This is a genomic window from Streptomyces sp. M-16 (assembly GCF_052114405.1).
Classification (GTDB): domain Bacteria; phylum Actinomycetota; class Actinomycetes; order Streptomycetales; family Streptomycetaceae; genus Streptomyces.
The window spans coordinates 90,679-113,057 of the sequence record NZ_JBFRER010000027.1 but is presented as its reverse complement, the minus strand read 5'-3'; the positions used below and the strand labels follow the sequence as shown (position 1 = coordinate 113,057).

Annotated in this window: 19 protein-coding genes; 7 read left to right on the top strand and 12 right to left on the bottom strand. The window is 69.7% G+C overall.

The window, feature by feature from the left end; genetic code table 11:
• The first annotated feature begins 95 nt into the window (after positions 1-95).
• Both AB4039_RS15090 and AB4039_RS15085 read left to right on the top strand, forming a co-directional pair.
• A complete protein-coding gene (locus AB4039_RS15090) occupies positions 96-404 on the top strand; it encodes a hypothetical protein (RefSeq protein WP_442270938.1) in 309 nt (102 codons plus the stop codon).
• A 200-nt stretch (positions 405-604) separates the two neighbouring features.
• Complete coding sequence (locus AB4039_RS15085) at positions 605-3,124, top strand: DUF4118 domain-containing protein (RefSeq protein ID WP_266843962.1); 2,520 nt, start codon at positions 605-607, stop codon at positions 3,122-3,124.
• A gap of 46 nt (positions 3,125-3,170) precedes the next feature.
• On the opposite strand, the gene AB4039_RS15080 is transcribed toward AB4039_RS15085, so the two are convergent.
• From AB4039_RS15080 to kdpF, 8 genes are all read right to left on the bottom strand, one after another.
• Positions 3,171-3,728, bottom strand: a complete 558-nt coding sequence (locus AB4039_RS15080; protein WP_266843963.1) for a hypothetical protein — start codon at positions 3,726-3,728, stop codon at positions 3,171-3,173.
• Between the two features lie 111 nt (positions 3,729-3,839).
• Complete coding sequence (locus AB4039_RS15075; RefSeq protein ID WP_266843964.1) at positions 3,840-4,064, bottom strand: hypothetical protein; 225 nt, start codon at positions 4,062-4,064, stop codon at positions 3,840-3,842.
• 45 nt (positions 4,065-4,109) lie between these two features.
• Positions 4,110-4,625 (bottom strand): hypothetical protein, encoded by a 516-nt coding sequence (locus AB4039_RS15070; protein WP_266843966.1) that lies wholly within the window; start codon positions 4,623-4,625, stop codon positions 4,110-4,112.
• Positions 4,622-6,685: a hypothetical protein gene (locus tag AB4039_RS15065; RefSeq protein ID WP_442270937.1), complete on the bottom strand. Its 2,064-nt coding sequence runs from the start codon at positions 6,683-6,685 to the stop codon at positions 4,622-4,624. Before AB4039_RS15065 ends, AB4039_RS15070 begins: the two co-directional genes overlap by 4 nt.
• Positions 6,685-7,128, bottom strand: a complete 444-nt coding sequence (locus AB4039_RS15060; protein WP_266843968.1) for a hypothetical protein — start codon at positions 7,126-7,128, stop codon at positions 6,685-6,687. The genes AB4039_RS15065 and AB4039_RS15060 overlap by 1 nt, the downstream gene beginning before the upstream one ends.
• A 55-nt stretch (positions 7,129-7,183) precedes the next feature.
• Positions 7,184-9,109, bottom strand: a complete 1,926-nt coding sequence (locus AB4039_RS15055) for an NAD-binding protein (RefSeq protein ID WP_442270936.1) — start codon at positions 9,107-9,109, stop codon at positions 7,184-7,186.
• 4 nt (positions 9,110-9,113) lie between these two features.
• Entirely contained in the window at positions 9,114-11,663 is a 2,550-nt protein-coding gene (locus AB4039_RS15050) for an ATP-binding protein (RefSeq protein ID WP_442270935.1), read from the bottom strand.
• Positions 11,664-11,665: 2 nt separating this feature from the next.
• Complete coding sequence (gene kdpF, locus AB4039_RS15045) at positions 11,666-11,755, bottom strand: K(+)-transporting ATPase subunit F (RefSeq protein ID WP_107093322.1); 90 nt, start codon at positions 11,753-11,755, stop codon at positions 11,666-11,668.
• Between the two features lie 212 nt (positions 11,756-11,967).
• Between kdpF and AB4039_RS15040 the strand changes: the two genes are divergently transcribed.
• The 3 genes from AB4039_RS15040 (at position 11,968) to AB4039_RS15030 (ending at position 14,952) form a co-directional block, all read left to right on the top strand.
• The gene (locus AB4039_RS15040) at positions 11,968-13,530 is read left to right on the top strand and encodes a Na+/H+ antiporter (protein ID WP_442270934.1); all 1,563 of its coding nucleotides are present in this window, start codon (positions 11,968-11,970) and stop codon (positions 13,528-13,530) included.
• Between the two features lie 85 nt (positions 13,531-13,615).
• Positions 13,616-13,963, top strand: a complete 348-nt coding sequence (locus AB4039_RS15035) for a GntR family transcriptional regulator (RefSeq protein ID WP_124289571.1) — start codon at positions 13,616-13,618, stop codon at positions 13,961-13,963.
• Complete coding sequence (locus AB4039_RS15030; protein ID WP_266843976.1) at positions 13,960-14,952, top strand: DUF1648 domain-containing protein; 993 nt, start codon at positions 13,960-13,962, stop codon at positions 14,950-14,952. The genes AB4039_RS15035 and AB4039_RS15030 overlap by 4 nt, the downstream gene beginning before the upstream one ends.
• Before the next feature lie 26 nt (positions 14,953-14,978).
• On the opposite strand, the gene AB4039_RS15025 is transcribed toward AB4039_RS15030, so the two are convergent.
• From AB4039_RS15025 to AB4039_RS15015, 3 genes are all read right to left on the bottom strand, one after another.
• Positions 14,979-15,809 carry a GNAT family N-acetyltransferase gene (locus AB4039_RS15025; protein ID WP_442270933.1) on the bottom strand — a complete coding sequence of 277 codons (831 nt, stop codon included), beginning with the start codon at positions 15,807-15,809 and terminating at the stop codon, positions 14,979-14,981.
• Between the two features lie 475 nt (positions 15,810-16,284).
• Positions 16,285-17,505, bottom strand: coding sequence for a hypothetical protein (locus tag AB4039_RS15020; protein WP_442270932.1), 1,221 nt, complete (start codon positions 17,503-17,505; stop codon positions 16,285-16,287).
• Complete coding sequence (locus tag AB4039_RS15015; protein ID WP_442270931.1) at positions 17,502-18,578, bottom strand: hypothetical protein; 1,077 nt, start codon at positions 18,576-18,578, stop codon at positions 17,502-17,504. The genes AB4039_RS15020 and AB4039_RS15015 overlap by 4 nt, the downstream gene beginning before the upstream one ends.
• Positions 18,579-19,050: 472 nt before the next feature.
• Between AB4039_RS15015 and AB4039_RS15010 the strand changes: the two genes are divergently transcribed.
• Positions 19,051-19,737: a response regulator gene (locus AB4039_RS15010; RefSeq protein WP_442270930.1), complete on the top strand. Its 687-nt coding sequence runs from the start codon at positions 19,051-19,053 to the stop codon at positions 19,735-19,737.
• A gap of 319 nt (positions 19,738-20,056) precedes the next feature.
• Positions 20,057-21,481, top strand: a complete 1,425-nt coding sequence (locus AB4039_RS15005; protein WP_442270929.1) for a hypothetical protein — start codon at positions 20,057-20,059, stop codon at positions 21,479-21,481.
• A gap of 101 nt (positions 21,482-21,582) precedes the next feature.
• Here AB4039_RS15005 and AB4039_RS15000 read toward each other — a convergent pair whose 3' ends face one another.
• Positions 21,583-22,371 (bottom strand): alpha/beta hydrolase, encoded by a 789-nt coding sequence (locus AB4039_RS15000; RefSeq protein ID WP_442270928.1) that lies wholly within the window; start codon positions 22,369-22,371, stop codon positions 21,583-21,585.
• Positions 22,372-22,379: the final 8 nt, after the last annotated feature.

The following is a 22,379-nucleotide window of genomic DNA, read 5'->3' as shown; positions in this document are numbered from 1 at the left end:
TCACCACATCGACCACGATCCGCAGGCCCGGTCAGCCGGGCCCTTGTACGGCCCACCACAATCACCCTGGCACACATCCACTGAAAGGAGCCCGCATGGGGATCCGCTACGGCATCGGCGCACTGACCGCTGTCACAGCGCTACTGCTCGCCGGCTCCGGCATCGCCACACTCAGCAGTGGCTGGCTGCTGCCCTGGCAGCGGCGGCACATCGTCCGTCTCCGGCTTTTCGGCTGGGCACAGCTCCTGATCGCGATCGCGCTGGGCATCCAGCTGATCGGTCTCCTGGCGGTCGATTCCGCCTACCGCACCATGTTCACCATGCCCGGCACCGTGGTGTTGCTGTTCGCCCTGGTGTTGATCACGCGTGCACAGCGTCCGAGAGGCACCGGCCAAGGAGGCTGAGTCCGGGGACGACGGTCCGATTCGCTGTCTCGTGGCCGTCCTCGACATCATGTGTGGGGAAGCCATGCCGCCCGAGAGCAGCCGTCGCATCAGGGCGTCTGACCTGCGATCCCGCGCGGATTGCGAGCGCGGGAGCGCGGTTGGGCGCACCATGGGATGCGGGGGCCGAGGGGGTGTGACGAGCGGGCAGGAGCCCGTCGATGGCGCGTGGGCGATTGCGGATCTACCTCGGGGCCGCCCCGGGGGTGGGAAAGACGTACGCGATGCTGGAGGAAGGGCAGCGGCTGGCCTCGGCCGGTGCCGATGTGGTCGTCGGGTTCGTCGAGCCGCACGGGCGGCGGCCCACCGCTGCCCTCGCCGAGGGGCTGGAGATCATTTCCCGGCGCGCCATGGAGTACCGGGAGGCGAGCTTCACCGAGATGGACCTCGACGGGGTGCTCGCCCGCCAGCCGCAGGTCGCCCTGGTCGACGAACTGGCCCACACCAATGTGCCCGGCTCCCGCCATGCCAAGCGATGGCAGGACGTCGAGGAACTCCTCGACGCGGGGATCGACGTAGTCACCACGCTCAACGTCCAGCACCTGGAGTCCCTGGGCGACGTGGTCCGGCAGATCACCGGTGTCCCGCAGCGTGAGACCCTGCCCGACGAGGTGGCACGCCGCGCGGACCAGATCGAACTGGTGGACCTGCCGCCCGAGCTGCTGCGCCGACGCATGCTGCACGGCGAGATCTATCCCTCGGACCGCATCGAGGCCGCCCTCACCCACTACTTCCGCGTCGGCAACCTCACGGCCCTGCGCGAACTCGCCCTGCTGTGGCTCGCCGACCGCGTCGAGGAAGGACTGCAGCGCTACCGCGCGGAACACGGCATCACCACCCCCTGGGAAACCCGCGAGCGCATCATGGTCGCCCTCACCGGCGGCCCCGAGGGAGAAACTCTGATCCGCCGCAGCACCCGGATCAGCGCCCGAGTCCCCGGCAGCGAGCTGCTGGCATTGCACGTCGTACCGAGCGACGGCCTCACCCACGGCGATCCGGCCACCCTCGCCGCCCAGCGGGCCCTGGTGGAGTCACTGGGCGGCAGCTACCACCAGACCACCGGCGACGACATCCCCGAGGCGCTGCTCCAGTTCGCGGAGGCCGAGAACGTCACGCAGATCGTGATCGGCGCGAGCCGCCACGGAAGGCTCTCCACGTTCCTCCGCGGCGGTGTGGGGCACCGGACGATCCGGCGCTCCGGCCCCATCGACGTACTCGTGATCACCCATGAGCACGCCGCCGGCTCGACTTCCCCGCTGCGACTGCCGCACCCGAGCCGCGCCACCGGCCCACGGCGCTTCTGGACGGCGATGCTGCTCGCGGCGATCACGCTCCCGGGCCTGACCGCCCTCCTGGTTCTCCTGGGCGAGCACGTGGACCTCTCCCTCGCCCTGGTGCTCTACCTGCTCGCCGTTGTCGTGGTCGCCCTGGTCGGTGGCCTCGTTCCCGCACTGGTGGCCGCTCTTGCCGCGGGACTGCTCGCCGACTATTACTTCACCCCGCCGATGCACTCGTTGCGCGTCCAGCACCTCGCCGACGTCATAGCGCTGGTGGTGTACGTCGTCACGGCCGTCATCGTCGGCATGGCCGCGGGTGCGGCCGCACGCAGCACGTACCGGGCCGTCCGCGCGAGTTCCGAGGCCCGGGCACTGAGTCGGCTGGCCACCGCCATGATCCACGGCCAGGACCTGCCGGCCTTGCTCGAACAGGTACGGGAGGACTTCGGCCTGGATGCGGTGAGTCTGTTGGAACGCGATACGGGGCATGCCGCCGAGCCCCGCTGGTACGTCGTCGCCAGCACCGGTGAGGATCCACCCGAGCGCCCGTACGACGCTGATGTGGACAGCCCCGTCGGCGACGACCTCACCCTGGCTGCCCGAGGGCGCCCGCTGAGCAGCGATGACCAGCGCGTACTGGGAGCGTGCGCGGCCCAGTTGGGCATGGCCTACTCGCACGGCCGGCTTGCTGCCCACGATGCCGAAACGGGCTTGCGTGCCGCAGCCGAGCACACCAGGGCCTCGCTCCTCCTCACCGCGAGCCGCGATCTGCGGGGCCCACTGCGCACAGCCGACGAAGCGCTGGATGGCCTAGGCGTCGGCACGGATTCGAAAGAGAGCCGGAACCTCGCCATAGCCCGGTCGTCGGTGCGGCGTGCGGTCCAGCTTCTCTCGGACCTCGACGAGTTGAGCCGCCTGCACGCCGGGGCACTGGATCTGTATCTGCGACCGGTCGATCTCGACGAGCTGCTGACCGCCGTTCTGGACGACCTGGGTCCCGGTGGCCATGCGATCCAATGCAGCCTGCCGGAGCTGCTGCCCGACGTGATCGCCGACGCGGCCGTGCTCACTCGCGTGCTGACCGCTTTGGCGGCCGAGGCCCAGCGCCACAGCCCGCCGGACCGGCCCGCGCGGCTGACAGGCAAGACCCGGGCTGGTCAGGTGGAGATCTACATGACGGACGGCACCAACGACGCAGTGCAGGGAGCGGAACGCGGCACACATGCGAGTCGCACGCCGGACAGTCTGACCCTGCGGATGTGCCGTGACCTCACGGAGACCATGGGGGGCGCCCTTGAAACCGCACCCGTCGGCCCCGGCTTTGCCGTGACGCTCACGCTTCCGGCAGCGGCCTCCCGACGGCCGATCACCCCGTCTGCGCCCTCCCCGACGGAGGATCAGTGACTCGCGTCAGCCACTGCCCGGGTGCACAGAAGTCACCGACCGTCGATCACTGCAGGCCTGAGACTTTGAAGACCGTGAGGGCCGTCTCGCGGTCGATACGCTCTGCCAGCCGGCGCAGGGCGCTCTCGCCGCACAGCAGAGTGCCGCGCTGGATCGATGTGCGGGTGTCCGTGTCGACCCGGCGCCACATCGCGGGATTGCGGACCAGGACGTTCGGATCGATCTCGACCTGGCTTCCCTCCGTGTCGCGGAGGATCATCCGCTGGGCCACCCCGTCGGACCACCTGACCGAGACGAGGGAGTCGGTGCGGACAGCATGTTCCACCAGCAGTCCTCGGGCGCTCAGCAGACCGGGACCTACGGAGACCCTGGATGGCAGCAAGATCACGAAGAGGAGGGCGGCCAGGCCGGTCCAGAGGGCGCCGCGGGTCGCGTCGAGCTCGCCGAAACCCGCGTCCATGGCGAGCAGGGCCGAGTACAGGAGGGACGCGACACCGACGGCCGACCGCCTCTCGCCGGCCCAGTGGATGTCGCGTGCGATAGGCCCTCGAGGCTCCGCGCCGGTGTGAATTCCGGTCGCGGACTGCGCGAAACGTCGTCCCATGGGGGTGACGTTAGGGCCGGTACGGGCCTCGACACCGGACCCTGACGCACCGCTGATGTGATGGCTACGGCATTTTGACGGCGCTCCGGTTCGAGACCAACCCCAAGCCGTTCAGTGGCCTGGCGGGCCGGTGGTGACCTGCGCGGGATTCCACGGTGCGGGGGCAGGCGGTGGCTCGAACGGTCCGGCCCGGTTGGCCATGAGGATGAGCAGCGTCCCGACGACGAGCACGGTGATGACGATGAGGGCGAGCCCGACGGGGTTGCGAGGGTTGTAGTAGTAGCGGTTCGTTCCCCACTTGCTCCGCTTGAAGACCGGTTCGTCGTCGTGATGCACAGCTGCGTCCTAAGTCGAAGGTTTTTGAGTGTCCGTGCTCCCCGGTCAGGAGGTGCAGCCCGCAGCCTTCTTGGCGGCGGGAAAGTAGGCCGTCATGAAGTGGGTGAGGGCCTCGCGGCGCTTCGCCGCGTCGTCGCGATTCGGGTAGAAGCGCTCGGCCTGGACGACGAACCTGCGGTTCGCGCCCTCGTAGACGCAGGGCGCGACCGCTACCACGTTGATGTCGCTGACGAGGGCGGCATCACCGACGTCGATCTTCGTGGCACCGTGCACCTGCCACTCCCTCCGCACGCTCGGGTCCGTCCCTGCCGGGATGACCTCCCCTTGCACACTCAAGACCGTCTCCTCGTCCACTTGCACGAAGCAGTGCGCGGCGCCCGGCCTGGAGAGGGCGGTCGACTGCTCCAGCTTCTCGCCCGGGAGGAGCAGCGGTTCGAGGGCAGAGGGAGGTACCGGGACCCCGCAGACATCGCCCGGCATCGCGTACTTCGAGGGATTCGAGCAGCCTGCCACGGCGAGGAGAGCAGCTGTGACGGTCACCGCGACGATGTGGCGCCTCACGGGGCACCCGCCAGGCCCTTGGCGCGCTTGTTCCCGTTCACTGCCGCCAAATTGATCTCGTTCTCCAGGGTGTAGGGGTCGTTGCCGTGACCGGGGTTGGCCTTGGCCCACTCCTCGGAGAGGGCCCTCAGCTGGTTCTCCCGGAGAAGGAACACGTCCTGGTTCTTCGCCTGGAAGCCCTGGTCGATACGTGCCTGCTCGTCGATCTGCCACTGATAGGCGAGCGCGTCGACACCTCGCTGCGCGATGTCGCCCACGACGGGAATGAAGTTCGCGGCGCCGCCGAAGCCGTGGTAGAGCCACTTGGCTTCCCAGGTGGGGTCATCCTTGTCGGCCTTCAGCGCTTGGTAGCGGGCCTCTTCGAGGAACCCGACTGTATTGCCAGCCCGTTGCAGGGTCTCCTTGGGGTCCCTGGGCTGGTCGCCGTAGATGTCCTTGATCATTTCACGGTTCATGGCTTCGTTGAGCACGCCGTAGGCGTTCTGGTCGCGCGAGAGCTGCTTGCTGACCTCCAGGAGCTGCTGGCGGTCGAGCAGTCGCGGGTCGTCGTGTGTGGCCGACAGGGTGCTGGCGGAGTGGTGGACGACGTCGCTGTGGGCCGAGAGGACCTTGGCCATGTCGTCGCGCATCTCGGAAGGGAAGTCGTCGCCGCGCTCGGAGAGGTACTTCAGTGAGCGGTCCAGGACTTGACGATGTTCGGGTGTGAGCTCTGCGGGAGGCGCCGTCGGGTCGTTGGGGTCGACTCCCGTGGCTGCAGAGACCAGGGCGGCTCCCGTGGCATCCCGCGCGGCGTTGCCGTCCTTGGTGTTGAGGGGTGTGTCGTCGAAGGTCTGCCGGTCGCCGAGGACGTACTGGGCGTTGTCGGTGGGCTGCGTCGCGTTGAAGAACTCCGTCGCGGCGTTCGGGCTGGCGGCCAGGGCGGTCATGAAGCCGGTCATGGGGTCGCGGCCGAAGTCCTCGCCGATGAAGTTCATCTTGGGCACTGGTGGCACGCCGCCGTTCCAGTAGTTGGCCGGGAGCTTCATCTTCTTCTCGGTGGCGACGAGCGCGTTGCCGTAGTCGTTCAGGAAGCGGTTGTCCCAGTCGCCGTTGCGCATGAGGTTGCTCATCACCTGGTAGCCGTAGACCTGGCTGCCGCGGGTCTGGATGCGCTCCTCGCCCAGCTTGACCATGTCGTTCTCCCAGGTGCGCATGGCCGGGCTGTCGGACTGGGTGGCGCCGGCCAGGGTGAGGGAGAGGTTGCGCTGGAAGTCGCCGAGCTGGTCGTGGCGGGAGCGCTGCAGGGTGCCGCCGTCGGAGGGGTCGGCAAGGTCCGCCCAGAAGTCGAGCAGGCCGCGCGGGCCGATGGTGGTGGCGAGCTGCTCCTGGAAGAGCCGGTCGTCCTTGTACTTGGCCAGGTCGGCATTGAGCTTGTCGAACTCCTCGGGGGACATGTCGTCGCCCTTGGTCTTCAGGAGCTTCGCGATCCGGTCGGCGTCCTTCATGGCGTCCGCGGCGCGGTCGCGGTCGTAGTAGGCGGCGTCGGAGAAGCCGTACGGGGTCTGGCTGACCAGCATGGTCAGCGCCTGGGCGGCCGTCGTGTCGCTCTCGGTGGCGCCCCCGAGGATCCGCTGTACCTCGTCGCGGAGGGCGGTCGCATCGGCCTCGGTGTGCTCGGGCACCGTCGTGCCCTTGGCGGCGCGGTCTGGGTGGATGTTCATCGTGACGGTGAAGCCGCCATTGCCCGCCGGCACCACGGTGAGGTCCTTCTCCAGTCCGCGCCGGATGGCCTCGTTCAGCCTGGCCTTGTAGTCGACGAGCTCACCGTGGGTGTCACGCAGGATGTTCCCGATACTGGTGGCCTCGGTGGCGGCGTCGGCGAACTCCTTGGCGGTCTTGCCGATGAACTCCCGGGTCACGGTCGCGTTCACCCCAGCCCAGTCGGCCTTCGCGGCTTTACCGCCGAGGTCGCCACGGGCATCCGACTCCAGCTCCCACAATTTCGTGGCCATGGCCGTCCAGTCCGCGACGGCGGTTGACAGCTTCGAGAAGTCCGCGAAACGCAGTGCGTCCAGGTCCATCAGTGGTGCGCCCTTTCCTCGAATCCTGTATTGAGCTGCGCGAACTTGAACTGGGTGGCGATCCAGTACTCGCCTTCGGCGTGCGCGTTCTGCGTGTAGTCGAGGTGGTTGGAAATGTGGGCGCAGGCGTCCAGCAGCGTTCCCACCTGGTCGTGCCACTTGTCCGCGAGCGTCGAGAGGGCGGTCCCCAGAGCGAAGTCCTTCTTCAAGGAGCCGGCCGCCTCGTGCGTACTGGCCTTGGCATGGTCCCCATCGGTGCCGAGCCTCTGCCGCAGCTTGAATGCGGCGTTTCCTACTGCCGCCAGGTCCTTCTGGGTGACCACCAGATCCCCCTGTGGCCCGGGCCCGCCGCCCCCTCCGGGATCGAGCTGATTGAGCCGCATTGCCGTCTGGTTCGCAGCAGCGGCTGACTTGAGCTCTGCCCATTCGGCATCGAATGACATAGGACCCCCGTGGTGAAAGTGACTTGATCGGTGAGCGAGTTCGGTCCAAGCGAGATCATTGGGCCGGATGAGGCCGGCGGCCTGCGGGACGGGGCTGGACACCGGTCATCAGAACGTCCAGACCGCGCCGTGTGGTGACCAGCACGACACGGTCGTCATGGCGCAGGACCCGACCGTGTGGTGGGCGCCAGTCGAAGGCGGCCCGGTCCACGCGGAATCCGCCGAGAGTGTCGGTCGACGAGGCCGAATGCCTGCTGGTCGTGGGGCCGACGGCGAGTACGCGCCACTCGTGTTCCTTGAAGGCCTCGTGTATGGAGTGCCCTTCGAGTTCCGGGTGGCCGGCGACGTCCACGACGGTGAAGAGCAGGGATCCGCGCTCCACCGGCATGACCCCCAGCACGTGGCGGCCCATCATCGCGGCGGCGAAGGAGGGCGCGGCCAGCGCCGAGACGCTGCGGCTGCGGGTGAGCGCGTTCGGGTAACCGGCGCGCATGGTGCGGGAGACGGTGGCGGCGAAGTCGTCGCCGTACAGGCGCATCACGGCGCGCACACGGGGGTTGCTCTCGCGTGCGGCCATCACGATGTCGAGGTTCTCGCCGTCGTCGTGCGTGAGGACGAGGAGCGACTTTCCGGTGCCGATGCGGGCGAGATCGAGGACCCCGGGAGCGGCGGCGTCCTCGAGCAGCAGGTGCACTCCGAGCTCGCGTGCCAGCGCGACCCCTCGGGCCTGCGGGTCCCGCTCGATGACCACGACCTTGTGGTCGGTCGTACACAGCTGCGCCAGGACGCGCGTGCCGATCTTGCCGAGGCCGACCAGGACGATGTGGTCGTGCAGACCCGTATCCGGTACGTGGTTGGCCGATGCCGTGCGGAAGGCCAGGGTGGCGTTCATGGCGGCGGCCACGACGAGAGGTAGTACGGCCAGGCCGACGAAACCCGCGATGAGCTGGAGGACCTGGCGGGCCGTGGACTCTTCGGTTGCCGGGTCGCCCATGGTGAAGATGTCCAGCAGGGGGAGGTACACCGACTTCCACAACGGTCCGTCCTCCACGACGGCCGTCGCGGTGGCCAGTAGCACCACAGCCGCGGCGAGCACCCCGAAGACGGCGGTCACTTCACGGGATACGAAGATCTTCCAGGGCAGGTGCCCGAGCCGGTCGCTCAGCCAGCCCCGGTAGGCCCGCCGCCTGGCGGGGGAGGCCGGCGCGTGGTGGTGGGTGACCTCTTCGAGCATGAGCCGGCCGTGCGTGAACTGCCGGTGATAGGCGGTAGCGGTGTCGGGCAGCAGCTGGGTGCCGGTGGCGCCCGGCGTTTCAGCGCTGTCCTCGCCCATCGGGTCGTCCATGTGTGTACCGGAGAGAACGGCGAGCGTGGCCAAGTCCGTCGCGTGGGGCGGAGTTCCGGCTGGGCGGACCACTCCGCGGAACACCTTGCCCTCGACCTGGAGGGTGGGCCCGTGCCCGACTGCCGCGGCGGCCACCAATTCGGGGACGGCCGTGTCGGCGTCGGAAAGCACCGTCGTGGACGCGTCGATGAACGCGTCGTCGCCCCCGGCGTGCGCGGCTGCCGCCCGGTCGAGGAGCAGTTCGAGATGACGACCGCGGTCCCGATTGAACATGCGGATGACCAGGCGTACGGACGGATTGATGCTGCGGGCGAGCAGGGCAGCGGTCATGTTGATCTGGTCGTCGCCGTAGGTGAGGGCAAGCGCCGCGGCACGCTCGACGCCGGCCTCCCGGAGGGTCTGCTCGTCGGGCCGCGCGGAGATGAGCAGCTCCACGGGGGAGTGCGGATCCCGGTGCAGGGCGACGACCTCGGCGCCGTGCCCCTCGCGGCGCGACGGCAGGACGACCGTGACGGCCTCGCCGCACACGGCGTCGAGTTCCTGTGCCAGGCGGTGTGCGAGGCCGTCGTCACCACAAATGATCATGTGTGCGGAGCGCTGCCCGACTCGCGCTCGGAGCTGGAGGGTTGCGGACATGCGGTCAGAGCCGCCCTGCTGTCACATCGGTGGCGACAGGCAGGGACAGGACCATGGTCAGTCCTCCGCCGGGGGTGTCCTCGGGTGTGAGCGTGCCGTCCATGGCCTCGGTGAGTCCCCTGGCCAGGGCGAGGCCGAGGCCGAGTCCGGCGGTGTTGTCGCGGTCGCCGAGGCGCTGGAACGGTTCGAAGGCGCGCTCGCGGTCGTCGGCGGCGATCCCGGGGCCGCGGTCAGCGATCCTGATGTCGACCCGCCCGGCCAGGGCGCTGGCTGTCACCAGCACCGGGCGCTCCGCAGGTGCGTGGCGAACCGCGTTGCCGACGAGGTTGGCCAGCACCCGTTCCAGCAGTGGCGGGTCGGCCTGAAGCGCCGGTACCGATTCGAGGTTCTGCACATCGACGGCGGGCCCGCCATCGGGCGTCAGGTCCAGCGAGTCCAGCGCGGCCGGCAGGACTTCCTCCAGTGTGGTGGCCCGCAGGTCGAGCGTGAGGGCTCCGGCTTGGAGGCGGCTGAGATCGAGCAGGTTCTCCACCAGGCGGTTGAGCCGGTTCAGGGACACCTCGGCGGAGGCCAGCAGTTCCGCGCGGTCCTCGGCGGAGAACTCGATCTCCTGGTTGCGCAGTGAGCTGACCGCGGCCAGCGCCCCTGCCAAGGGGGTCCGCAGGTCGTGGCTGACGGCCCGGAGCAGGGCGGTGCGGAGGCGGTCGGCGGCCTTGATGGGTTCGACCTCGGCGGCGGCCTCGGCCAGCCGGGCCCGCTCGACGGCCGCGCCGACGTGCGCGGAGAAGGCGGCCAGCACGCGGCGTTCGGAGGACGGGAGCGTACGGCCGCGCAGGACGAGGAAGGCCTCGGGGCCCGCCGCCACCACGAGGGCGGGGTCGGTCGCGCTGCCTGTGTCGCAGGCTTCGGGAGCCAGCTCGACGGTGTCCATGCCGAATGTTTCACGCGTACGTTCCAGCAGCGCCGGGATCGTCTGGTCGCCGCGGACGATGCTGCCGGCGAGGGACGACATCGTCTCCGCCTCCGCCGTGGCTCGAGCCGCACGGCGAGAGAGCCGCAGGGACCTGTCAGCCGCGGCGGCGACAGTGGCGGCGACGACGGCGAAGACCACCAGCGCCAGCACGCTGTCCGGGTCGCTCATGGTGAACTCGCCTAYGGGCGGCATGAACCAGTAGTTGAGGAGCAGTGCGGCGGTCAGCGCCGCGATCAGCGCGGATGCCACTCCGCCGATGCAAGCTACGCCCACGACGGTCACCAGGAAGAGCAGCACCTCGCTGGTGAGGTTCAGCGTGCCGCGCATGCGGTCGAGGCCGAGGGTGAGCAGCACCGGGAGCACCACGCCGGCCACGGGTCCGGCGATGAGCCGGGAGGTGGGGAGAGTGCGGCGCCGGGACGGGAGCAGCCGGCCGTGGCCCGCCCGCTCGTGCGTGACCATGTGGACGTCGATGTCCTCGGACAGCGCCACGACGGTCTCGCCGATCCCGCGTCCGGTGAGGAAACGTTCCAGCCGACGGCGGCGGCTCGTACCGAGGACGAGCTGGGTGGCGTTCTCCGCCATCGCGAAGTCCACCAGTGCGGTGGGTACTTCGTCGCCGACGACGGAATGGTAGGTGCCGCCCAGGTGCTCGACGAGGGCCCGCTGGCCGACCAGAGCCGCGTGCGAGACCCCGGCGGCGAGCCCGTCGCTGCGCGCGATGTGCACGGCGAGCAGTTCACCCCCGGCGGACCGGCCGGCGATGCGTGCCGCGCGACGGATGAGGGTCTCGCCCTCGGGACCGCCGGTGAGGGCGACCACGACGCGTTCCCGGGTCTCCCAGACATCTCCGATGCCGTGCTCGGTACGGTACTTGTGGAGGGCCTCGTCCACCCTCCCGGCCAGCCACAGCAGGGCCAGCTCCCGCAGCGCGATGAGATTGCCGGGGCGGAAGTAGTTGGCGAGCGAGGCGTCGATCCGCTCCGGGGGATAGATGTTGCCGTGTGCCATGCGGCGGCGAAGGCCCTCGGGCGGTATGTCGACCAGCTCGACCTCATGGGCGCGGCGCACGAACTCGTCGGGCACCGTCTCGCGCTGCGGGACTCCGGTTATCTTCTCGACGACGTCGCTCAGCGACTCAAGGTGCTGAATGTTGAGCGTGGTGACGACATCGATCCCGGCGGAGAGGATGTCCTCGACGTCCTGCCACCGCTTCGGGTGCCGGCCGCCCCCAGGGACATTGGTATGGGCGAGTTCGTCGATCAGCACCACCTGCGGCCGCCTCGCCAGCAGCGCTTCCCGGTCCAGCTCCGTGTACCGGCCGCCACGGTATTCCTGTTCGGCCGGCGTGAGGATCTCCAGGCCGTCGAGCTTCACCTCGGTGTGTCGGCGCCGGTGGCACTCCACGAAACCGGCCACCACATCCGCGCCGCGGGCGGCCCGGCGGTGTGCCTCGTCGAGCATCCGGTACGTCTTGCCGACGCCGGGGGCCGCACCCAGAAAGACCTTGAGCCTCCCCGGCCGTACGGCAGGGGGGTGTCCCGCGCCGGCCACCGGGCCCGCCTCGTGCGTGGTCGTCATGCTCAGAACTTCTCGGGGAAGAACAAGGCCAGGACCAGGTACCCGACCAGGCTGACCGCGACGATGATGCCTACGACAGTTTCCGTGCTCACCCGTACCCGACTCCTCCGCACGTCCTCAACTTCACCAGCGAACAGCAGCGATGACGCGAAGGGAACGGCCCTGACGCACTCCTGACGCGAGTCGACCGGGACTTTGATGGTGTATTGACGGCCGTTGCATCGATAGGGTGAAGGCGGTGTGCCGGGAAGCCTGGTCGGCGTCGCGTGACCGCATGGTCCGCGTCGACTCGGGTGGGGGCGGAATGCGCAGCGTCGGTACGGTCTTGTTCCTCGTGGTGCTGGCCACGGTCGTGGCCACAGGTGCCCGCCGCTGGCGAATCCCCGCACCCTCACTGCTCGTTGTCGCCGGTCTCGTCGTCGCGCTGATACCGGGCACTCCGGAGATCCGGGTCAGTCCGGAGGCCATCGGCCTCATCGTTCTGCCGCCGTTGCTGTACGCCAGCGCCGAGGAACTGTCCTGGCGCGAGCTGCGGCTGGTATGGAAGCCGGTCGGCGTGCTCGCGGTCGGTCTGGTCTTGGCCTCGGCGGCCGCGGTGGGTCTGGTCGCGTCGCTGCTCACCCCGCTGACCTGGCAGATGGCGCTGGTCCTGGGGGCCGTCCTCGCGAGTACGGACCCGGTGGCGGTCACCGCGCTCGGTCGGCGCCTCGCCCTGCCTCCCCGCGTCCAGGTCCTCGTGCAGGCCGAGAGCCTCTTCAACGACGCCACTTCGCTCGTCCTCTTCCGGGTCGCGATCGTCGTTGCCGCGGCCTCCGGCGGGGTGTCGTGGCAGGCGGCGGGCGCAGAGTTCGCGCTGCTCGCCGGCGGCGGCATCCTCATCGGAGGTGCAGTTGCCGGGGTCGTTGCGCTGATGCGCCGCAGGACCGAGGACCCCGTACTGGAGACCGTCATCGCCCTGGTGACCCCGTACGCCGCCTACGTGCTGGCCGAAGCGGTGCACGCGTCCGGCGTGACCTCCGTTGTCGTGGCGGGCGTGGTGCTCGGAGGCCGGGCGGACCGGTTCACCAATGCCCGCATACGGATCCAGCTGCACGCCGTCAACGGCACCGTGGTCTTCCTGCTGGAGAGCGTCGTCTTCAGCCTGATCGGCCTCACCCTGCCCGGCCAGGTCGCCGCGCTGACCGCTGCCGACGGGCTCTGGCCGCTGTACGCGCTTGCGGTCGCCGCGACCTTGATCACCGTTCGCCTGCTGTGGGTCCTGCCCCTCTCGGCCGTCGTCCAGCGGAACGCGGGCGTACGTCCCTCCTGGCGCGTCCCGGCCGTGCTGACCTGGGCGGGCACGCGTGGCGTTGTCCCACTGGCCGCGGCCCTCTCCATCCCGGTCGCGGAGGGCGACGGCAGCCTCCTGGGCCAGCGCCCGCTCGTGCTCGTCCTGACCACGTCGGTGGTGGTGGTCACCCTCGTCGCCCAGGGCTTCACCCTGGCCGACGTGGTCCGTCGCTCCGGAATCGCCCTCGAACCGGATCACACCGAACGCGAGGAGGCCTCCGCCCGGTGCGCCCTTGCCGCAGCCGGCATCCGGCGGCTGGACGAGGTGTCCGACCTCGAAGCGGTACCGGACGTCGTTGCCGACCGGCTCCGGCGCAGCCTCCAGGCCCGACTCGAACACGCCCGCGACCGCCTTGAGGAAGCCGACCTGACTGAATCCGCAGACCAGGTCTACCGGTTGCTGCGCCGTGACCTGATCCGGGTGGAGGCCGTGGAACTCCAGCGTCTCTACGACGAACACCACATCAGCGACACCACCCGCCGACGCCTTCAGCGCTCCCTGGACCTGGAGGAGGCGCGGCTGGACCTGGCGAGATGATGTCGAGCTGCGGCCCCACACGGGTTCTGCCCGGTGGATCCCCTGGAGCGTCCGTGGTGACGATGGTGATAGGTTCATTAACACCATGCTGTTGAAGCTGAACGTCGCGGACAACCGCCCTCTGCACGAGCAGGTCGCGGGTGCGATCAGACGTGCCATCGCCGAGGGCGAGTGCGCCCCGGGTGACCGCCTGCCATCGGCGCGCGATCTCTCCCAGGCATTGGGCGTGAACGTCAACACGGTCCTCCGCGGTCTTCGAGGGCTCCGCGACGAGGGACTGCTGGAGTTCCGCCGAGGTCGCGGTGTGACCGTGGCCGAGGGGGCGGACCAGCGCTCGGTGCTGCTCGACCGCGTGCGCGAACTGGTCGGGGACGCGGCACATCTGGGCTACAGCAAGGCAGATCTCATGGAAATGATCAGGGGGCTGGCATGAAAGACGGTACGGAGCGAAGGGGCGGAGAACGGTGGGGTGTTGCGATCTGGGCGGTGGCGGTCTTAGCCGCGCTCGTCGCACTTCCCTGGGCCGCCGGTGACCGGCTGCCGGAGCGGCTGGCGACTCACTGGGGCGCCGGCTCCGGCGGGCCGGACGGCTCGATGCCGCTGTGGGCAGCCGCGCTGTTTCCCGGGTTGATCTGGCTGGTCCTGGTGCTGCTGACCGTCGTGCTCGCGCGGTGGCGTGAGGGGGCGACCTCAAGTCCGGCGATGCGGGGCTGGCCCGTATCCACACTGCTGTCCAGCGGTGTCCTCCTCGTTGGCGCGCAGGCGTCCATTGTCCGGGCGAACCTGGATCACACGGACTGGCGGCAGGCCGATTCCGTGGGTCTCTGGACGGTGCTGACGTTCGGGGTGGCGACCGTGGCGGGGCTGGCCGGGTGGGCGGTTGCCCGCCGCGGGCCGGCTGCGGCGGCGCACGCGGTTGCGGGCGGTCCGAGCATGGACGTTCCGGTCGGCGAGAGGTTCGTGTGGCTTTCCCGTACGACGAATCCGTGGCTCCGCTGGATCGGTGCCCTGTCCGGGCTGGTCGCGCTCGCTGCCGTACTCGTCGCGGTGAGCGGCCTGATCGAGGTGGAGTGGACGGTCGTCGCACCGTTCGCCACGGTCTCCGTCACGGCTCTCTCGTGTGCCTCCGTACAGGCGCGCGTCACCGAGAAGGGCTTGGACGTGGCCTTCGGTCCGCTCGGCTGGCCGGTGCGGCGCTGGCCGGCCGAGGACATCGAATCGGCGCGTGCCGAAAACCGCACCCCCGCCCAGGTGGGGGGATGGGGGTATCGGCTGAGCGGCATGGGCACGACGGTGATGCTGCGCGGCGGAGAGTGCCTGGTGATCCACCCCCGGCGGGGGAGCGAGTTCGCGGTGAGCGTGGACGATGCCGAACGGGGCGCTGCCCTGCTGAACGCCCTGGGCGGGCAGCGCACCCACTGAGCCGGCGCGCGGGCTGCGTCACCCCGTCATTGCGACGCGAGGGCGGGCGCGGCGGCGCGGCGGCTGGGCGGCTCCGCTGCCCTGTGCCCGACCTCCTCTGCCAAGGCCCGGCCGGTGACGTGGTGGACGTATTCACGGGTCAGCCGGAACCCGGCCGTCCAGGCCAGCAGTCGGCTGGGCCGGTTGTCGCGTGAGCAGCACCAGCTCGCGGTGTGTCCCCGCGCCTGGATGTCGGCCGCCAGGCCGGCGACGCAGGCCAGTGCGAGGCGCTCACGGCGGCGATCGGGCACGGTGACGACCGCGATGTCCTCGTAGGCGCTGCCGAGGAAGTAGGTGCAGGCGACGGAGAGGGCCCGCCCCTTGGCGAACGCGGCCCAGCCGTGGCCGGAGGCGGCGAGCCCGCCGGGTCCGCCCCAACTGGCATGAATCCAGGCGTTCTCGGAGTCCATCGCGGCCAGTGCCGGAACGTCTTGGGGAGTCAGCCGCCGCACCGTTACGCCACGCGGGGTGCGGGGGAGGGACACCGGTGCCTGAGGCTGGTGGACGTACAGCATCCGTTCCCAGGGGACGACGCGTTCGAATGCCGAGCCGAGCGACGGCCAGAACCGGGCGGGCGTCTCTACGTACCGGCCGGCGAACCGGGCCAGTGCGTCCTGGGTGAGCACGCTGGGATCGCCGCGCAGCAGCACGTGGTCCGCGCAGCTGACGGCGAGGACGCGAGGCCGGTCGGGGTGGTCAGCCCACCAGAGGCCGACGCCCGTGGTCAGTACGTGCTCGGCGAGAGCCGCGGGACCGGGTGAGCTGGTGGGGAACCAACGGCTCAGGGCGGGGAACTGCTGCGGGGAGATCTCGATCACGAATGTCTCCAGGTGGAGCGGCAACGGGTTCTCGGGCAGGGGGAGCGGGCGGTACAGGGCAGGAGGCTGCGCAGCTCCGGGCCGTGGCTCGCCTTCAGGCGTTGTGGCCGACGGGCGCAGGCACCTGCAGGTTTGGCGAGGAGGTGCGTGCGAGGTCCCGTGCCTGCCCGGGGCGGGGGCAGGCACGGGACGGAAGCGGCCGCCCGCCCTACGGGTGACTGTTGGCGGCCGCGGATTGCGATCGGTGCGTCAGCGCACCGGCAGGTGAGCAGCGCGCGAGGCCGGGCGCACCGTATGCGGTGGCCGGTCGTCGTGGAGCAGTCCGCTGTTCACGTCGTTCATCCAACTGCTTGGTGAGACAAGGATCAAGGAGGTCGCCCAGTCCTTGACACAGCTCTGATACCGGCATGACCGGCCCCGGCCACGACGGGTGTTACCGATCACGGGCCGCACAACCCGCTCCGCCACCCGCGGCTCACCCGCGGGGCAGTGTCACCTTCTCCTGGCCGCAGCCGATACGGCTGGACTCGGCCTCGACGTAGGCGGGCAGCAGGTCGCGGACGAAAGTGAAGTCCTGCTCCCCGAACCTGTCCTTCTGCTCCAGCATGAAGATCACGTCCCCGGTCTGGCACCGCGCCCGGTACACGGCCCGGCTCACGTTGAACGATCCGTACCCGTTGGTGCCCTTGAAGGACGAGCCGCCCTTGAGGAGATCCTGGGAGAAGACGGCGGTCAGCGCCGGGTCCACGACGGTCGTCATCCGGACTGCGGCCCTGGGGTAGCTCCCGGCGGCCTCGCAGATCCGGGCGGCTCCGCCGTCGCCGCTGACCCGGGTACGTGACAGGCTCTCGCGGTAGGCGGCGGGGAGGGCGAGGCCCTTGATCCCGCAGAAGGCGTCCGGCTGTGTGTCCCGCCACGCGACGACGTCCTTCGGCAGTTCCGGCGACCGGTAGACCCCGGAGCAGCCCAGCTCGCGTATGACGCCGTTGGCCGCATCCACCGCAGCGTGCGCCAGAGCGGCGCGGTCCTCCCTCTCGTACTCCGAAGAGATGTCAAGACCCGCGGGCCCCATGCCGACGTCGACCACGACCGGGCCCTCGAACTGGGCGGGCCTGCCGGTGCAGGACTGGGGAAGAGCCACCCAGGCGCGGGAGGAGGACGCCATGCCCGGCAGGCCTTCCCCGAGTGCCACCATGCCGGCCGCGAGGAACTCCTCGGGCCACTGCCGCCCGTCGCTTCCGTAGAGACCGTCCAGCTTGTGCACCCGTACGCTCAGCTGCCTTCTGGCCCTGTGGTCCTTGTAACTGGTGATGCGGCACTGGCCGTAGGACAGTCCGAGGCCGTGGGGGTCGGACTGCAGCACCTGCTCCTCGACCTCGGTCCTGCGGTCGCCGAAGAGGGAGGACACGGTCGAGTCGCTGAGGGAATCCCAGCAGGGGGCAGGGCCGAGCAGCGGCAGAGTGTCCGTACGCCAGGCGACGGCGCCGGCACCGAGAAGGCCGCCGACCAGGACGCCCGCGGCGGTGCCCCGGACGGTACGGTTCCGCAGCAGCCGACGCACCAACGAGGGGCGCGCGGGAGAGGGAACCAGGTCCTGCTCCTTGTCCGGCTGCCGGTCCGGGGTCGTTTCGTTGTCCACTGCCGGTGTCACGCTCTTTCCGTTGTCCGCCGCGCTGCCGTTGTTGTCTGCGGTCACCGGTTCTCCCCTGCCTGGCACCCGATGCGCTTGCTCACGGATGCGGTGAAGTTCGCGAACACCTGCTGGTCGTCAGGGCGGCTCCGGCCCTTGAGGCCGGGCTCGACGTTCCCGTAGAACACGGTCCTCCGACCGCCACAGGTGGCCCGCACCAGTCCCTGACCGTTGCCCTCGGGAAGCCCGTCGAACAGTGCGACCATGCGGGGCTCGGACGCCATCACGAACTGCGCCGCTGGCTCATCGGGCACCCCCCGGGAGCGCCACACCACCGAACAGGTCTGTAGCCGCTCACCGACCACGCCCACCTGCTGCTGATAGGTGGAGTCCTTGCCGAACTCGAAAGTCACGCCCGGAATCCGGCACAGAGGAGTGGAGGCCCTCTCGTCTTTCTCCGCGGTGACCGCCATCGGCGAGGACAGGCGCAGCGGCTTCGCGGGCTTGCAGCCCGCCTTCGAGGCAGTGGTGCCGGCCGCGTCCAGCAGCATCCGGGCGACGTCCATCCGGTTTCCGATGGTGAAGGGCATGGCCTTCTTCCCCAGGTGGCCGTCGCCCCAGCTCTCGCTCCGGATCGTGACTGCGGACGGTCTGCCGTCCACATCACAGGCCTCGGGCAGCACGAGCATGGCCCGATCGCCGCCGACCAGCCCGTTCAGTCCGTCGGGCAACGGAGAGGCCGAGCCGTCGAAGAAGTGGGCCATCCACGCACGGCGCTCCTCGGCCGAGGCCGGGACGGGGCCGTATTGGAGGGTGACCCGCTCATCGAAGGTGAGCGGCTCGGTGGAGTCGTCATCGGGCATCGACGAGGCGACGGTGACCGTGCACGTGGCGGTCGGCCTGGTGGACGAGGGCGGCGCCGACTCGGTGGCCCGGCGCGCGGAGCCGGACTTGCCGAGCGCCTCATCACCGAGGAAGGACGGACCGCTGTCCTCCTGCCACGCTCCCCAGCAGTAGCTTGCGTGGAACGGCCAGCTGCCCGTCGCGCTCAATCCGTACAACCCCGCGCCCGAGGCAAGAACCGCCCCACCTGCAACAAGGGCCAGGAACCTCCCCCGTTGCCTGCCGCCGATGCCCATGACATTCCCCCTCGTGAACCACGTAGATCACAGCAAACGCACCGATGCTACGTCCGATGCCGGTGGTGTTTACGACTCATTTACGGCACCCCGATGCCCGCCATCAGCAGCGCGTCAGGAAGTGCGGGTTTGCCGTAAGAGGGGCGTCAACCTGGTGCGGTGGCGCACGGCGGTGATCGCAGACTGAGTGGCAGGGGGAAGCGGACGACCGTCCGTGATGCGAGGTTGGAGGGCGCGTGACGATCAGCGACGAGACCACGCACAGTCCGGACCGCGGGGGGGCGGGCTGGAGCCGGGACGCATCACGGACGGCCGTCCCGTGCACTGCCGCGCGAGCCTCGCCGTAAGGATGCCGTCAAAGTCGCACCCACGGCCGTATGGACGTCGTCAACGCCTGCCGAGGCGGCCGAAAATCGATGTTCCCTCCGGTTATCCGTACTCACAGGACGTACAACAGGAAGGCGGCACGACGATGCCCCGGGTGCTGGTGGTGGATGACGAACCGCAGCTTGCGCGGTTGCTGGTGATCAATCTGAAGGCGCGGAAGTACGACGTGGACTGCGCGCAGGACGGGGGTACGGCCCTGGCGGCCGCGGCGGCCTGCCGCCCGGACGTGGTCCTGCTGGACCTCGGACTGCCCGACATGGACGGGATCGAGGTGATCAAGCAACTGCGCGGATGGTCGCAGGTGCCCGTCCTGGTGGTCTCCGCCCGCCACGGCTCCGAGGAGAAGATCCAGGCCCTGGACGCGGGCGCCGACGACTACATCACCAAGCCCTTCAGCATGGACGAACTGCTGGCCCGGCTGGGAGCCGTCATCCGCCGCACACCGACACAGGAGTCGGCCGCCGAGAACGAAACGGTCATCGAGACCGAGGAGTTCACCGTCGACCTGCTCGCGAAGAAGGCCAGGCGCAGAGGGAAGAGCATCCGGCTCACGCCGACGGAATGGCATCTGCTGGAGGTCCTGATCCGCAACCGCGGCCGGCTCGTCAGCCAGCGGCGTCTGCTCCAGGAGGTGTGGGGTTCGTCCTACGGAACGCAGACCAACTACCTGCGGGTGTACATGGCTCACCTCAGGCGGAAGCTGGAAGCGGACCCGTCACACCCGCGCCATCTGATCACCGCCCCCGGCATGGGGTACCGCTTCGAGGCGTGAGTGCTGCGGAGCCGACGGACAGAGGGCGCCGTCAAGACCCCGTCAATTCTGCGTCTCCCCGCGTATGAAGACCATCAACGTGCCTGGTGGGTCGAACTGTTGAGCCAGATGCTGGCGTGCACGCAGGGCCGTACGAACGGCCCGGGTGTGAGCTGGAGCGCGAGTGACGATCACCGCCGGTACCGATCAGACCCAGGGAGCGGGGGCTCCAGAGACTGTCACGCAGAGCCCCGCACCGGAGGCCCGTCGCGTGAGCCTCCCACGTTCGCCGTCCGGAGGGAAGCTGGGAGGAGGGCCGCCGGGACCACGGCCTCCCACCATGATCGCCCGGGCGGCCCGCCTGCTCGCCGACCGCTACTGGGCCACCTTGCCCGGCCGACTGCGCCTCGCTCGCGCGGCGTGCGTGCTGCTTGCCACCGGGTTGCTGATCCTGCTCGCGGTCGCGGCGACGGGCGCGACCACCGCTTGGGACGAAACGGCCCAGCACGACGCGCCCCGTACCGTCTCCGCGACCCGGCTCAACCTCGCGCTCAACGACATGGACGCGCAGACGGCCAACATCCTGCTCTCCAGTGGTGATTCCGGCACTGGCAAGGGGCGCCTGGGAGAGTCGTACGCCAAGGCGAGTGGCTTCTACGGGGAGGCGCAGGAGACCATCAGCCGCTCCCTGCGCACGCTCTCCGCCGCCTCGGAAGGCGACCCGGCCACCGAGGCGACCGTCGTGCGGCTCACCGATGACTTCGCGCACTACCAGGAGCTGATCGGACGGGCACTGGAGAACGACAGCCGGCCCGGCGGCAAGGACGCCGCCCGCGAGGACTACCGGACCGCGACCGACCTCCTCGCGGGGCGGCTGCTCCCGGAGGCACGCAAGCTCGTTGACGCCAACAATGCGGTGTACGAACGGCAGTACGCCGCAGCGCGAGGCGACCTCGACATGCAGCGCACCGCCGAAGCAGTCCTCGGCGTACTGCTGATCGCCGCGCTCGTACTGCTCCAGATCCACCTCTCGCGCCGGTTCCACCGGGTCTTCAACCCGGGACTGATCGCCGCCACCCTCTGCGCCGTGGTCGCGGTCGTGTGCGGCGCCCAGCTGCTCACGATCACCCACGACCGGATGAAGGTCGGCCGCCGCGACTCCTTCGACTCCGTCATCGCGCTGGCGCGGTCCAAAGCGATCGGCTACGACGCCAACGCCGACGAGAGCCGCTACCTCCTTGACCCCGACCGCCGCCCCGCGTACGAGCTCTCCTTCCTCGACAAGTCGCATCAGCTGTACGGGATTCAGGGCGCCGGACTCGACACGTACGACCGGAAGCTCGCCGACACCTGGGCCACGTACCTGAACAACCATGAGGACAAACGGTTCACCGGTGAGTACCGGCGCGAACTGGACAACATCACCTTCGCGGGGGAGCGGGAGGCCGCCGAGAAGACCGTCGAGGCGTACGCCGTCTACCAGCGCGACGACCGGACCTTCAGACGGCTGGTGGCCGAGGGGAAGCAGCAGGAGGCCACGGTCTTCTGCATCGGCTGGGCATCGGACACCTCGAACGCCCACTTCGGGGAGTGGATGAAGGCTCTGGACCAGGTCACCGCCATCAACCAGAGGCACTTCGATCTTGCTGTCCGGGAGGGCCGAGGGGCACTGACCACGCAGGGCCCGATGGCTGGCGCGTCGCTGCTGCTCACGGCCGGGTTGACGGGGCTGGGGCTGCGGCGCCGGCTGGCCGAGTTCCGGTGAGAGGGGCCGGTGAGCAGTACGGACGCGGGCAGGGGCGGGGAGACCGTCGTGCTCGATGTCCGCTCATACAAGGGCCGCCAGCCGCCGGGGGTGTTCCTCGACTACGAGGTGGCCGGCGTCCGGGGATGACGTGCAGGTCGGTGCCGAGCATCGTGCGGACCGCCGGGGCGAGCCGTCGCGGTGGCAGGAAGGTGTCGTGGGCTCCGGTGGTGACCAGTCGCGGAACGGCCCGCGCAGGGAGGTCTGCCAAGCCAGGAGCTCCAGCGGGAGTGGCGTGCGACCAGCSTCATCCACTCCACCAGTTCCTCGCGGGGCTGGTGGCCGGGTGCGAGCATGGCCCGCAGGAGCCGGGTGCTGCGCGCCGGAGTCGGTCGTATGAACCAGGCGGCGGATACGGCGAGCAGCCCAGGGGTGAGGCGCAGCCTGCATAGTCCGCCGGGGGAGACGAGCACGAGCCGGTCGATGCGCGGTGACGGGCAGGACAGGGCGATGGCGGCGCCGAAGGAATGCCCGATCACCACCACGGGCCCGGTCGCGGCGGCAGCGTCCAGCACCTCGCTCAGCCATGTGCCGTACCACGACAGGTTGCCGCCGGAGATCCCGCGCTCCCCGGAGCTGAGACCGGGCTGTCCGGGGACGTCCGGCAGGACGAGCCGATGGTCGGCCGCGACAAGGGCGGTGGCCAGGGGCAGAGATGTGGCGGCGTTGAAGTTCGTACCCGGCACGAAGACCACCGTGGTCGGGCCGGAACCGGCGCTAATCAGGTGGGTCTGTGCTCCGTTGACGGTCATGGTCGCCCGATCGTGCGGCACCGGCCATGCGTCGAGCCGGTCGGTGCACCAGCGGCGGATGTGCTCCCGGCCCGCCGTGCTGCGGTAGATGGAGTCCACCCGGTGAG

Bases quoted from the DNA above. Each gene is read 5' to 3' on its own strand.
- AB4039_RS15040 (WP_442270934.1), top strand. From the start codon at position 11,968: ATGCGCAGCGTCGGTACGGTCTTGTTCCTCGTGGTGCTGGCCACGGTC.
- AB4039_RS15065 (WP_442270937.1), bottom strand. From the start codon at position 6,685: ATGGACCTGGACGCACTGCGTTTCGCGGACTTCTCGAAGCTGTCAACC.
- AB4039_RS15005 (WP_442270929.1), top strand. From the start codon at position 20,057: ATGATCGCCCGGGCGGCCCGCCTGCTCGCCGACCGCTACTGGGCCACC.
- AB4039_RS15090 (WP_442270938.1), top strand. From the start codon at position 96: ATGGGGATCCGCTACGGCATCGGCGCACTGACCGCTGTCACAGCGCTA.
- AB4039_RS15060 (WP_266843968.1), bottom strand. From the start codon at position 7,128: ATGTCATTCGATGCCGAATGGGCAGAGCTCAAGTCAGCCGCTGCTGCG.
- AB4039_RS15080 (WP_266843963.1), bottom strand. From the start codon at position 3,728: ATGGGACGACGTTTCGCGCAGTCCGCGACCGGAATTCACACCGGCGCG.
- AB4039_RS15010 (WP_442270930.1), top strand. From the start codon at position 19,051: ATGCCCCGGGTGCTGGTGGTGGATGACGAACCGCAGCTTGCGCGGTTG.
- AB4039_RS15085 (WP_266843962.1), top strand. From the start codon at position 605: ATGGCGCGTGGGCGATTGCGGATCTACCTCGGGGCCGCCCCGGGGGTG.
- AB4039_RS15035 (WP_124289571.1), top strand. From the start codon at position 13,616: ATGCTGTTGAAGCTGAACGTCGCGGACAACCGCCCTCTGCACGAGCAG.
- AB4039_RS15055 (WP_442270936.1), bottom strand. From the start codon at position 9,109: ATGTCCGCAACCCTCCAGCTCCGAGCGCGAGTCGGGCAGCGCTCCGCA.
- AB4039_RS15030 (WP_266843976.1), top strand. From the start codon at position 13,960: ATGAAAGACGGTACGGAGCGAAGGGGCGGAGAACGGTGGGGTGTTGCG.
- AB4039_RS15015 (WP_442270931.1), bottom strand. From the start codon at position 18,578: ATGGGCATCGGCGGCAGGCAACGGGGGAGGTTCCTGGCCCTTGTTGCA.